Here is an 11,761-nt window from a genome sequence, read left to right as displayed (position 1 = left end):
AATTTTATGTTTAAAAAATTACTTCAAATACTTAAAGAAAAGATCTTCTTTAATCTAATGCTCTCTTTTCTTTTAAAAGAACGTTATAAAATGAAAAAGGCAGCAAAAGATTACTCAAAGAAGAATCCTAATGGCACAATCAAAGCAATTAAACTTTTTGAAAGTTTCGATTATGCTTCGCTGGAAGGTCAGAATGTTATTTTATTTGTGGTTTATGCCCCAAAATCTTTCTTAATGTATGAGCGCTATTTTCAAATGTTAGAAAAGCTTAATTATAAAATTGTAGCAATTTCTAATGGTTCTCTTAGCCAAAATTTTGTTGATATATTTAAAGATAAAGTGGTGTTTATGGGAGAACGAGCTAACATTGGGCGCGATTTCGGTACCTATAAAGAATTTATTCACCTACTTAGCCATAAAAATGTTACACCTAATAATTTAATTATTTGTAACGACTCTATTTTTGCCAATTTGAATCAAAAAGATAACCGCTTTGTTGATTTCTTAATTAAAAATGAGAATGAAGATTTTGTTGGTGTTGCAGAATATATGGGGAAACCAGGCTATCACGTTCAATCTTATTTCTTAAAATTTTCACATAATGTGCTAAAAGCACCCAATTTTATTAAGTTTTGGGATAATTTCTTAATTAGCGATGATAGACGTTTGAATATTCATAATGGAGAAATTAAACTTTCTGCATCCATTTTAAAAGATGGGTTTAAACCAGTTGTATTTTTAAGCACAGATAATGTTATCAATAAAATTGTTAGTTCAAAAGAGACCCTGCAAAAATTCTTAATTGAAGCCTCAGCGAATAAACACTTAGATCAAAATGTTATCTCAGGCCTAAAATCTTTAAGTCTTGCTTTTTATGATAAAAAATCTACACCAGAACACATAGCTTATTATACTGCCTCTTTAAAACAAGAAATTTCTCGTATGATAGATCGATTTGGGATGATAGTAGTTTGTCCATTTTTTATTATTGATGAGTTTGGGTTCCCGTTTTTAAAACGAGATTTGGTTTATCGCCAAATTACTGAATGGATGCTAATTCGCGATCAAGGTAAGAACTTTGACCAAGACTTATTAGAGGAATATGTTAACGACCAACGCATTCGCTGTCGCTCTTGGAATTTAGCAAGTTTGAAAGATAAATTGATGTATATGACAGGAATGAATTAGTTCTTTTAAATAAAAGTTTTAATGAAAGTATAGTCTTAAAATTTATAGATATTCTTTGAATATCTTGGTACTAGTGATAGTCTTGATTTTACGCGAGTATTCGATGGTTTTATTTGTAGAGCTTATTAAGCTTAGATAAATGATACCTAATCCACAGTGTCGATTTGGTTGCAATTGGATGATTTAATGTGTCTATTTTGCTGTTTAAATGACTATTTAAGAATAGATATATTTACTTATTATATGGCTTATGGTACTGAATAAGTTTAAATTTGATATTATCGTATGCACCTTCAACGGTTCATCTTTTATATCAACACAATTGGAAAGCATCTTATCACAGTCCATTCTGCCACAAAAAATAATTGTGTCGGATGATGGTTCTTGTGATGAAACGCTTTCGATTGTGATAGCGGCTTTTGAAAATGCTAATTTTATGAACTATGAAATTATACAAGGCCCGAAGAAAGGAGTGATTGCTAATTTTCTATTTGCGTTAAAACATTGTGAGGCTGATTTTATTTTTTTAGCAGATCAAGATGATATTTGGCATAAAGATAAAGTATCTGAATTTGCTAAAATTGCGAATAACACTGTACAACCTAGTTTGATATTTAGCGATGCTAAATTGATTGATGAACATGGCAAAGAAATAGCTTCTAGTTTTTTCCAATATCAAGGCTTAACCACAAATTGTATGGAAGATGATTCTATTTTATATAAAAATTGTGTTCAAGGAGCGGCTTGTGCAATTAACCGCCCTTTAAAAGAATTAGTATTAAAATCATTAGACTATATTAATATAGATAAACTTTATATGCACGACTGGTGGCTTGCATTGTTAGCTCATTATTATGGTAGTTATCAATTTATTAATAAGCCATTGATTGAATATCGCCAACATAGTAAAAATCAAGTGGGTGTATCTAATAATAGATTTAGATTTATTTTATATTTTTCTAGGTTTAGCCAATATTGGAACAACTTTAAAAAAGCCATTTCACAGAAAGAAGAATTAGAAAAATTTGCCATGAATAGTCGTGTTTTACGAAGTAAGTCTGATAGGCAATATCAATTTGTTCCTCAAGTAAAACGGATACTGATTAAACTCCTTCAACTTTGAAATGTAAAGGTTAGTATAAATATGCAGAAGTTTGTATTTAAGCAAATCAACATTAATCACATATATTGGTTATATGCAATATGGTTGATATTGAATGTTTCTTTTGCTTTAAGCCCGTCCTCTTATGGTATGGCATTAGATGCATTTGGTATTGATTATAATACAGTGTTTGGATTACCTCGTCCTATTCGTTCGGATGAATGGGCAGTATGGACTCCTTATACACAAATGGCAGTAAATAATGATTTTGAACGTTATTATCAAAGTGGTTTATACCAAATTGATCTGCGTAACTTTAATCAAATTCCATTATTAGATTGGTCATTAGTGTTTAAGCCACTTATTTGGGGATATTTTATTCTTCCTCCTGCGTATGCTTTTTCATTATTTTACGCTTTACTTACGATATCATTTGTGGTTGGTTGGGAAAAAGTGATTGCTCGTTTTATTGGGGATGTTCCCAATCAACGTATTTATGCCATTACATTCACCTTTTTGATCTATTTCACAGGCTATGTTCAATATTGGTGGACAACAACCGGTCCGTTATTAGCTTTAACTCCTTGGCTTATTTTAGCTATCTATAATCAATCACGCTGGCGTTATATTTGGATGTTTTATATCGCAATAGCTTGGTTGCTTTCTCATACTTATCCTCCAATTATCGTCACTCTTACTTATTTAAGTGCGGGTTTTGTTATCACAGGTACTAAAAGTTGGAATAAACAAGTATTAGCTGATTATGCCATTAAAGTAGTAGTGTGTGGCTTAGCGGCTGCAGTCATTTTGCTTTATTATCAAGATGTGATTAAAGTTATGGGCGAAACAGTTTACCCTGGGAAACGCGTTGTTTCTGGTGGTAGCGTACCGTTATTTATATGGTTAGCCTCAATTTTCCCATTTATTGCACAATCTAATTACCAAGAATTGTTATTAAATATTTGTGAGGTGGGGACAGGCGCTAGCTTTTTACCATTACTTGCAGCGTGTTTTGTTAATAATAAGCGAGAGATGTGTAAGCATAAATCTGTCTATATCTGGTTTATTTTATTTGCATTATTTAGTTTATGGATGTTATTTCCATTCCCTGCCATTTTAGGAAAAGTAACATTATTCTCTTTAGTATTAGAAAATAGAATGACGTTTGCTGCAGGATTTGCTTTAAATCTCGCAGCATTATGTATGCTCGTACATGGCAAAATCAACTTAAGTCTCAATAGAATTACAATTTTTATTTTTGCAATGATTGCAGTTTATTCTTTAGCTACGTGGTTTGGTTATATTACGTTTGCGAAGAAATCTGCTTGGGAATTCATCTTAGTTCCACTTGTATTGGCATTATTATTTATTCCAAAATGGGCTAAAGTAGGTTTAGTTGGTTCGGCTGCGGCAATCAATATGCTGTATAACTTTAGCTTTAACCCGATAATGCCAGCAAAACCGATTTTTGATATTATCAACTCTCCAACAACACAAGCTTTTAATACGAAAAAAGAAAGCAGTGGTTGGGTTGTTGAACCAGGATATTTGGGGGCAACACTAAGTGGTATCGGTGTGGATTCATTTACCAATGTATTAATGCAACCACAATTTGAAATTTTCCGTAAGATTTACCCAAAAATGTCTGATGATGAATTTAATCAGATCTTTAATCGTTACGCACATATTCATTTAACAGAAGATAACCTACCGTATGTCGCTTATCCTGATGATATTCGTATTCCTTTGAAAGATATCTCTAGCAAAAAGGTATTGCAAGAAGAAGTGAATATTACCAATAGTGACCTAAATAAATCAGACTTAGCTAATATTCCTCAGGGGGGATATATTGATAATATCCGTGATATTGGAGACAACATTGTTATCAGCGGATGGGCAATGAGTGATGATAAACAATTAAGTATTATTGGATTATCTGCTGAAAAAATTAAAGGGTCTCCTCTTATTCCTAGACAAGATGTAGTCAAAGTTTTAAATGATAGTAAATTGCTCAATTCTGGTTTCCAAGTTGTTATCAGTAAATCAGATCTTACATCTCCAATCTGTTTAATCAGCAGAGATACAGATTATGGTAATAAGCAGCTTGCTCCACCAGCTGGTGGCTCAGCCTATTATCAATGTACAGAATTGCCACAAACTAAATAAAGAGGATTTAAATAATGAAATACCGCGATCATCGTGTTGCTTTAGTTGTACCTTGTCATAACGAAGGCATTACTATTTATAACACGGTAACCAGCTTTAAAGAAGCAATGCCAGAATTAGAGCTTTATGTTTTCGATAATAGCTCTAAAGACAATACATCTGAAGAAGCACGTCGTGCTGGTGCAGAAGTTATTTTCGTGAAGACCCCAGGTAAAGGAAATGTTGTTCGTCGTATTTTTGCGGATGTTGATGCCGATATTTATGTAATGACAGATGGCGATGATACCTATGAAGCGGCGGCAGTGAAAAAATTAGTAGATAAACTTATTGACGATAAACTGGATATGGTCGTGGGTTGTCGAAAAGTTGCCCCTGAAATTGCAGAACTTGCATACCGTTCAGGACATCAATGGGGTAATAAAATGCTTACGGGAACGGTAATGAAAATTTTTGGTGGTCAATTTACTGATATGCTTTCAGGTTACCGCGTATTTAGCCGACGTTACGCAAAATCATTCCCTGCATTGGCACAAGGTTTTGAGACCGAAACAGAATTGACTGTTCACGCTTTAGAATTACGTATGCCTTATGGAGAGGTGATGACTGAATATTCTGAGCGTCCAGAAGGTTCTGAAAGTAAATTATCGACTTATAAAGATGGTTTCCGCATTTTAAATATGATCGTTCGTTTATTTATGCGTGAAAAGCCTGTTGTTTTCTTTGGTATTATTGCCTCCTTATTTGCATTACTTTCAATGTTATTTGGTATGCCTGTCATTGACGAGTTTTTGGAAACGGGTTTGGTTCCTCGTTTGCCAACTGCATTACTTGCAGCCTCACTAATGATGATCGCAATAGCCTGTTTATTTGCTGGTTTAGTACTTGATGGGATAACAACAAGTCGTCAAGAAATAAAACGTTTATTCTATCTGAATACGCATAAATCATGACAGATGTAAAAGTAAAAATCCCCAATGAAATTAAACAAATATTCTTATTTTGTGTGGTTGGGGTTGTTGGTTTTGTTGTTGATACTGCTGTTTTATATTTATTAAAATCTATACTAGGTTTATATGGTGCTCGAGGGGTATCTTTTATTGCCGCAGTATTCTCTACTTGGCTATTAAATCGTAGTATTACGTTTAAAGAACGTCGATATACACACTGGTATCAAGAATTTGCTTATTATTTTGCATATATGATTGTGGGCGGTGTGATAAACCTCGCCATATATATGCTACTTGTTGCGATGAGTTCTACGATTGCACAGTACCCTATTATTGGCGTAGCAGCGGGAAGCGTGACGGGTATGATGGTGAATTATTTAAGTTCGAAATTTCTGATATTTAAGAATAAATGATGATACCTAACTTCTCGATTATTGTGCCAACTTACAATGCGGGCCCTAATTGGGGCGATTGGATCGCTGCCTATCAATCTCAACTCTTGAAAGCTGATAAAGTAATTGTGATTGATTCTTCTTCTTCCGATAATACGGCAGAACACGCAGATGAGTCGGGGTTCTTAGTACATTCTATCCCGAAATCAGAGTTTAATCATGGCGGAACTCGTAATCAAGCGGTTGAATTTGCCAAAAGTTTTGCGGATGTAGTGGTATTTATGACTCAAGATGCAATTTTGGCTTCACCAGATTCATTAGCGAATTTACTTGCCCCCTTTGTAGATCCTGAAGTGGCTGCTGTTTGTGGGCGACAGTTGCCACATCATGAGGCAACACCGCTAGCAGTTCATGCTCGTTATTTTAATTATCCGTCTGATTCCAGAGTGAGAACTATGGCTGATATTTCAGCGTTAGGTATCAAGACAGCATTTATGTCTAATTCTTTTGCTGCATACCGCTTATCTGTATTTGATAAATTAGGCGGATTTCCGGATAACACAATTCTAGCTGAAGATATGTATTTAACAGCAAAAATGATTTTATCTGGATATAAAGTTGCCTACTGCGCTGAGGCAACAGTATTTCACAGTCATAACTACACACTAAAACAAGAATTCCAACGTTATTTTGATACAGGTGTATTTCAGCAAGAACAGAAATGGATTCAACAAAAATTTGGTAGTGCTGCTTCTGAGGGAAAAAGGTTTGTACTATCAGAATTAAAGTTTTTATCCATAAAGTCACCGTATTTAATTCCTAAAGCTATATTATCTACATGTGTTAAGTGGCTCGGTTTTAAATTAGGTTATTATTACTATAGATTACCTTATAAGTGGTGTAGGGCTTTTAGTATGCATAAAGGATATTGGGATAAAGTAACATGAATAGAGCCAATTTTATTAAGTTTTTTCAAATTTCTGTAGATTTTGTTTCTTTTTGGATTTCTATTTTTTTAGCCTCCTTTGTTTTACTTAAATTTAGTAGGGCGGATGGTCAATATTTTCCCATAGAGCAGCTTTCATCTTTTATTTTTATTCATAGCCTTATGGGAGGATGCTGTGTTATTTGGTTTTGGATTCGTTTGCGTCATTACACCTACCGCAAGCCATTTTGGTTTGAGTTAAAAGAGATATTTAGAACATTATTAATTATTTTTGTTATTGAGCTAGCCATAGTTGCTTTTTCCCGTCTTTATGTTTCTCGTTATTTTTGGTCTATAACTTGGCTTTTTGTTTTTACTTTAGTGCCCTTGGGGCGAGTTTTAATCAAAAATTTACTTATCAAATTAGGATGGTATTTGAAAGAAACCATTATTATTGGCAATGGTAAGAATGCGAAAGAAGTATTTGATGCATTAAATAATGAGCCATATTTAGGGTTTAATATTAAATTGTTTATAAATACTGAAGAATATAAATCAGAGTTCATTGAAGGGGTGCCAGTTATGCGCCATAATCCTGAGTTGCTGATCAAACTGGTATCTCCAGAATTTACACAGTTTATTCTTGCTATAGATGAGGAAAATAAAGTAAAGCAGGATTTCTGGTTGCGTTATTTAATTCGAAAAGGCTGTCGTTCTATCTCAGTTATTCCTGATTTTCGAGGTATTCCGCTTTATGGTACGGATATGTCTTTTCTGTTTAGCCATGAAATGGTACTGTTTCGAGTAAATAATAACTTAGCAAAACGGTCTTCTCGATTTATTAAAAGAGTCTTTGATATATTGGGGGCCTCTTTTCTTTTGATTTTTTTATTTCCATTATGTATCCCATTGTATTTTCTTATTAAGAAAGATGGTGGAAAACTAATTTATGAGCATTCAAGAATTGGTCAGAATAAAAAAGAATTCAAATGTTTGAAGTTTAGAACAATGGTAAATAATTCTGATGAGGTTTTAGAAAGAATTTTAGCAACGGATGAAAATGCTCGTTTAGAATGGGAGAAAGACTTTAAACTTAAAGATGATCCTCGTATTACACCTATTGGAAGATGGCTAAGAGCTAGAAGTCTAGATGAATTGCCACAGCTTTGGAATGTTCTCAAAGGTGAAATGAGTTTAGTGGGACCTCGCCCAATAGTAAAAGAGGAGTTACCTTATTATCAGGAGGACGTTGATTATTATCTTATGGCAAAACCTGGAATGACAGGTTTATGGCAGGTGAGCGGACGAAATAATGTAAGTTATGATATTCGTGTCTATTTTGATACTTGGTACGCAAAGAACTGGTCATTATGGAATGATATCGTGATTCTATTTAAAACATTTAAAGTTGTATGGAAGAAGACCGGAGCTTATTAGCAAAGTAACTTATACAATAAATAAAGGAGAATAACCACATGCAAATTACATTATCAACGGCTCCCGCTTCGGAGAGTTGGGGCAAAAATGCCATTTTAAGTTTTAATCAAGATCAAGCCGTTATTCATCTTAAAGATGATGAAAAATCGAACCTTGTTTTAGTTCAAAAAGCCGCACGTAAGTTACGTGGGCAAGGTATTAAAGATGTTGAACTTGTGGGGGATACATGGGAATTAGAAAAATGCTGGGCATTTTATCAAGGTTTTTACTCGGCGAAGCAAGATTATTCGATTGAATTTCCTCATTTAGATGATGAGCCACAAGATGAATTATTGGCCCGTATTGAATGTGGCGATTTTGTGCGTGAAATTATTAATGAACCTGCAGAAACACTCACGCCAGTTAAATTAGCAGAACGCGCGGCTGAGTTTATTTCTAAACAAGCCGAAAATTATGCCGATAAAAGTGCGGTCAGTTTTCAGATCATTTCTGGGAAAGCGTTAAAAGAGCAAGGCTACCACGGGATCTTTACTGTGGGTCGTGGTTCTATTAATCCGCCCGCTATGTTGCAATTAGATTTTAACCCGACTAATGATCCAAATGCGCCTGTATTAGCCTGCTTGGTTGGTAAAGGTATTACTTTTGATAGTGGTGGTTATAGCATCAAACCAAGTGATGGTATGAGCACCATGCGTACCGATATGGGCGGCGCTGCATTATTAACAGGTGCGTTAGGATTTGCCATTGCGCACGATTTAAATCAACGAGTAAAACTCTATCTATGCTGTGCAGAAAACTTGGTGAGCGGTAATGCGTTTAAATTAGGTGATATCATCACGTATAAAAATGGTGTAACCGCTGAGATTTTAAATACTGATGCGGAAGGCCGTTTAGTATTGGCGGATGGCTTAATTGAAGCCGATAGTCAAAATCCACAATTTATTGTCGATTGTGCAACCTTAACCGGTGCAGCGAAAGTGGCAGTCGGTAATGATTACCACAGCGTGCTTTCTATGGATGATGCGTTGGTAAATAGCTTATTCCAAGCTGCCAAAGAAGAAAATGAACCGTTCTGGCGTTTGCCTTTTGAAGAATTCCATCGTAGCCAAATCACTTCTTCTTTTGCGGATATTGCAAATACAGGTACAGCGCCGGTTGTCGCGGGCGCAAGTACTGCAACGGCATTTTTATCGTATTTTGTGAAAAACTATCAACAAGGTTGGTTGCATATTGATTGCTCTGCCACTTATCGTAAATCTGGTAGTGATTTATGGGCTGTGGGTGCAACTGGAATTGGTGTGAAAACATTAGCAAATTTATTAGTAACGAAAGCAAGTTAAGTAGGATTTTATGGTAGAACGTACTTTTTCAATTATTAAACCTGATGCAGTAAAGCGTCATTTAATTGGTGCTATTTTAGGGCGTTTTGAATCTCAAGGATTCCGTGTCGTTGCGCTTAAAATGGTGCAATTAACCAAAGAACAAGCGGAAGGTTTCTATGCGGAACACCAAGGTAAACCATTTTTTGAGCCGTTGGTGGAGTATATGATGTCTGGACCGATGGTGGTTTCTGTATTGGAAAAAGAAAATGCCGTGAAAGATTACCGCACTTTAATCGGGGCAACGAATCCGGCTGAGGCGGCAGAAGGCACTATCCGTAAAGACTTCGCGTTAAGTCAGCGTGAAAATTCTGTTCATGGTTCTGATAGCGTTGAAAGCGCAAAACGAGAAATTGCTTATTTCTTTGTAGATTCAGAAATCCAGCCATAATTCATCTCTTACAAAAAAAAGCACTTAGTGAATCGCTAAGTGCTTTTATTTTTATTGCTTTTCAATTTTTGAGATAGTCTTTTTCATTGGGTCAATTTCAGCCCGAATATGAAAGGTTTTTGCCAAATTCTCCGCATTTAACACGGCTTGCGTTTCACCTACAGCTAACAATTTTCCTTTATCTAATAGAACAATTTCATCACAAAATTGATAAGCCAATGAAAGGTGATGAATGGCAACAACGCACGTATGTTGTGGTGTGAGTGATTGAAGCTGTTCCATCATATCAATTTGATAATAAGGGTCGAGTGGTGCAATCGGTTCATCCACCAATAAAACAGGGGATTCCTTAATGCAGCAGCGAGCGAGTTGCACACGCGCTTTCTCACCGCCTGAAAGTTGTTGAAATGGCTTATCGAGTAAATGCGTTACCGTAAATTTTTCTGAAAACGCTTGAATTTTTGACCGCTCTTTTTCTTTTGGTAACGGAGCTGCCAAGCCTAACGCAATCACATCATAAACGGATAAATCCCAATGAATTTGCGTATTTTGTGCAAGGTAAGCAATGTGTTGGCTTTTTTCAGTTGCATTCATTTTACTTAATGGGTGATTATCGAACCAAACCTCCCCTTGTTTGATGGGTAAGATACCCGCAATGGTTTTCAATAAGGTAGATTTTCCCGCACCATTAGCCCCCATAATGCCGATCAATTTACCTGATGGAAGCGTACAGTTGATGTCATTTAAGCAATAGGATTGGGTGAGTTTTTCAATTCTAATCATAAATTTTTCTCTGTTGCGTTAATAACATCCAAATCAAGCAAGGCGCGCCGATAAGCGCAGTTAATGTACCGATGTAAATATGTGAGAACAGCGGGATATATAAAATCGCTAAATCGGCCAATAACAGCAATAATGCCCCGATTAATGCACTGGTGAGATAAAGCTGTGACGGGCGAGCTTTCAGTAAAATACGGGCGAAGTGTGGCGCGATTAAGCCGATAAAGCCAATAGTGCCGGTCTGTGGAATGGTTGCCCCAACTAATAAAGCCACACCAAAGGTACTGATGAAAAAGCTACGTTTCGGATCCACACCCATGGTGCTCGCTGTTTCTTCACCAAAGGTGAGTAAATCTAAGTATCGGCGAGTGTGGTATAAACAGAAAATTCCCGCAAGAACAATCGGTAGTGAAATAAGCAGGGTATCTAATTTCGCCCACATCAATGAGCCTTGTAGCCAACGATAAAGTTCAGCTAATGCCCATGGGCTTTCCGCGTTGGAGAGCAGTAATGCGATTGCTGACCCAAGCAACATATTGACCGCTAAGCCGCTCAGAATCATCATGGTGGTGCCGTAGTTTTTGGCGATCAAATACACGATGAAAAAACTTAAAAGCGCACCAATCACACCACCGGCTAAGAGCAGTGAAAATGGCACGGCAAAATAATAAAGGATAAATACACTAGCCGCTGTTGCACCAGCACTGCTGCCGAGTAAGCCTGGACTCGCTAATGGATTTTGGAAAATACCTTGCATTGCATTACCGGCAATCGCGAGACTTGCCCCTGTCAATAAAGCTAAACCAATGCGCGGAAAACGAATATCCCACAGCACCATTGAACGCATATCGGTGAGCACGCCATCCGCATTTTTGAGATGGGCGAAATCACCGAGCTGATGATAAACTGCAAATCCGCTAATCAACAGCAATGCGAAGAAAAGTGCGGTATTTAATTTGAGTGTTTTGGTCAATGATCAATTTCCTATGTAATCCAAATATCATTTGTTAATTTGAGTTTGTCAAATCTCCCCTAACCCCTCTTTGCTAAAGAG

Annotated in this window: 11 protein-coding genes; 9 read left to right on the top strand and 2 right to left on the bottom strand. The window is 36.1% G+C overall.

The window, feature by feature from the left end:
- Positions 1 to 6 precede the first annotated feature (6 nt).
- The 9 genes from HMPREF3020_RS08375 (at position 7) to ndk (ending at position 9,927) form a co-directional block, all read left to right on the top strand.
- Entirely contained in the window at positions 7 to 1,188 is a 1,182-nt protein-coding gene (locus tag HMPREF3020_RS08375) for a rhamnan synthesis F family protein (RefSeq protein WP_070776181.1), read from the top strand.
- A gap of 250 nt (positions 1,189 to 1,438) precedes the next feature.
- Entirely contained in the window at positions 1,439 to 2,311 is an 873-nt protein-coding gene (locus HMPREF3020_RS08370; RefSeq protein WP_070776180.1) for a glycosyltransferase family 2 protein, read from the top strand.
- A 21-nt stretch (positions 2,312 to 2,332) separates the two neighbouring features.
- Positions 2,333 to 4,456 (top strand): DUF7657 domain-containing protein, encoded by a 2,124-nt coding sequence (locus HMPREF3020_RS08365; protein ID WP_218970520.1) that lies wholly within the window; start codon positions 2,333 to 2,335, stop codon positions 4,454 to 4,456.
- Between the two features lie 14 nt (positions 4,457 to 4,470).
- Positions 4,471 to 5,406: a glycosyltransferase family 2 protein gene (locus tag HMPREF3020_RS08360; protein WP_070776178.1), complete on the top strand. Its 936-nt coding sequence runs from the start codon at positions 4,471 to 4,473 to the stop codon at positions 5,404 to 5,406.
- Entirely contained in the window at positions 5,403 to 5,816 is a 414-nt protein-coding gene (locus HMPREF3020_RS08355) for a GtrA family protein (RefSeq protein ID WP_070776177.1), read from the top strand. Before HMPREF3020_RS08360 ends, HMPREF3020_RS08355 begins: the two co-directional genes overlap by 4 nt.
- Positions 5,813 to 6,742 carry a glycosyltransferase family 2 protein gene (locus HMPREF3020_RS08350; RefSeq protein WP_070776176.1) on the top strand — a complete coding sequence of 310 codons (930 nt, stop codon included), beginning with the start codon at positions 5,813 to 5,815 and terminating at the stop codon, positions 6,740 to 6,742. Before HMPREF3020_RS08355 ends, HMPREF3020_RS08350 begins: the two co-directional genes overlap by 4 nt.
- Positions 6,739 to 8,157 carry an undecaprenyl-phosphate galactose phosphotransferase WbaP gene (gene wbaP / locus HMPREF3020_RS08345; RefSeq protein ID WP_070776175.1) on the top strand — a complete coding sequence of 473 codons (1,419 nt, stop codon included), beginning with the start codon at positions 6,739 to 6,741 and terminating at the stop codon, positions 8,155 to 8,157. The genes HMPREF3020_RS08350 and wbaP overlap by 4 nt, the downstream gene beginning before the upstream one ends.
- 38 nt (positions 8,158 to 8,195) lie before the next feature.
- Positions 8,196 to 9,497, top strand: coding sequence for an aminopeptidase PepB (gene pepB, locus HMPREF3020_RS08340; RefSeq protein ID WP_070776174.1), 1,302 nt, complete (start codon positions 8,196 to 8,198; stop codon positions 9,495 to 9,497).
- Between the two features lie 10 nt (positions 9,498 to 9,507).
- Positions 9,508 to 9,927 carry a nucleoside-diphosphate kinase gene (gene ndk, locus HMPREF3020_RS08335; RefSeq protein WP_070776173.1) on the top strand — a complete coding sequence of 140 codons (420 nt, stop codon included), beginning with the start codon at positions 9,508 to 9,510 and terminating at the stop codon, positions 9,925 to 9,927.
- A gap of 51 nt (positions 9,928 to 9,978) precedes the next feature.
- Here the strand turns inward: ndk and HMPREF3020_RS08330 are convergent, their stop codons facing one another.
- Positions 9,979 to 10,710 (bottom strand): ABC transporter ATP-binding protein, encoded by a 732-nt coding sequence (locus HMPREF3020_RS08330; RefSeq protein ID WP_070776172.1) that lies wholly within the window; start codon positions 10,708 to 10,710, stop codon positions 9,979 to 9,981.
- On the bottom strand, positions 10,703 to 11,680 hold the full coding sequence (locus HMPREF3020_RS08325) for a FecCD family ABC transporter permease (protein WP_070776171.1): 978 nt from the start codon (positions 11,678 to 11,680) through the stop codon (positions 10,703 to 10,705). The genes HMPREF3020_RS08330 and HMPREF3020_RS08325 overlap by 8 nt, the downstream gene beginning before the upstream one ends.
- Positions 11,681 to 11,761: the final 81 nt, after the last annotated feature.

The organism is Haemophilus sp. HMSC068C11, from assembly GCF_001815355.1.
GTDB lineage: Bacteria > Pseudomonadota > Gammaproteobacteria > Enterobacterales > Pasteurellaceae > Haemophilus_D.
The sequence above is the reverse complement of the archived record's forward strand: the minus strand, read 5'-3'. Positions and strand labels throughout refer to the sequence as shown.

Coding starts and splice junctions, on each gene's coding strand:
- HMPREF3020_RS08375 (WP_070776181.1), top strand. CDS start 7: ATGTTTAAAAAATTACTTCAAATACTTAAAGAAAAGATCTTCTTTAAT.
- HMPREF3020_RS08370 (WP_070776180.1), top strand. CDS start 1,439: ATGGTACTGAATAAGTTTAAATTTGATATTATCGTATGCACCTTCAAC.
- HMPREF3020_RS08365 (WP_218970520.1), top strand. CDS start 2,333: ATGCAGAAGTTTGTATTTAAGCAAATCAACATTAATCACATATATTGG.
- HMPREF3020_RS08360 (WP_070776178.1), top strand. CDS start 4,471: ATGAAATACCGCGATCATCGTGTTGCTTTAGTTGTACCTTGTCATAAC.
- HMPREF3020_RS08355 (WP_070776177.1), top strand. CDS start 5,403: ATGACAGATGTAAAAGTAAAAATCCCCAATGAAATTAAACAAATATTC.
- HMPREF3020_RS08350 (WP_070776176.1), top strand. CDS start 5,813: ATGATGATACCTAACTTCTCGATTATTGTGCCAACTTACAATGCGGGC.
- wbaP (WP_070776175.1), top strand. CDS start 6,739: ATGAATAGAGCCAATTTTATTAAGTTTTTTCAAATTTCTGTAGATTTT.
- pepB (WP_070776174.1), top strand. CDS start 8,196: ATGCAAATTACATTATCAACGGCTCCCGCTTCGGAGAGTTGGGGCAAA.
- ndk (WP_070776173.1), top strand. CDS start 9,508: ATGGTAGAACGTACTTTTTCAATTATTAAACCTGATGCAGTAAAGCGT.
- HMPREF3020_RS08330 (WP_070776172.1), bottom strand. CDS start 10,710: ATGATTAGAATTGAAAAACTCACCCAATCCTATTGCTTAAATGACATC.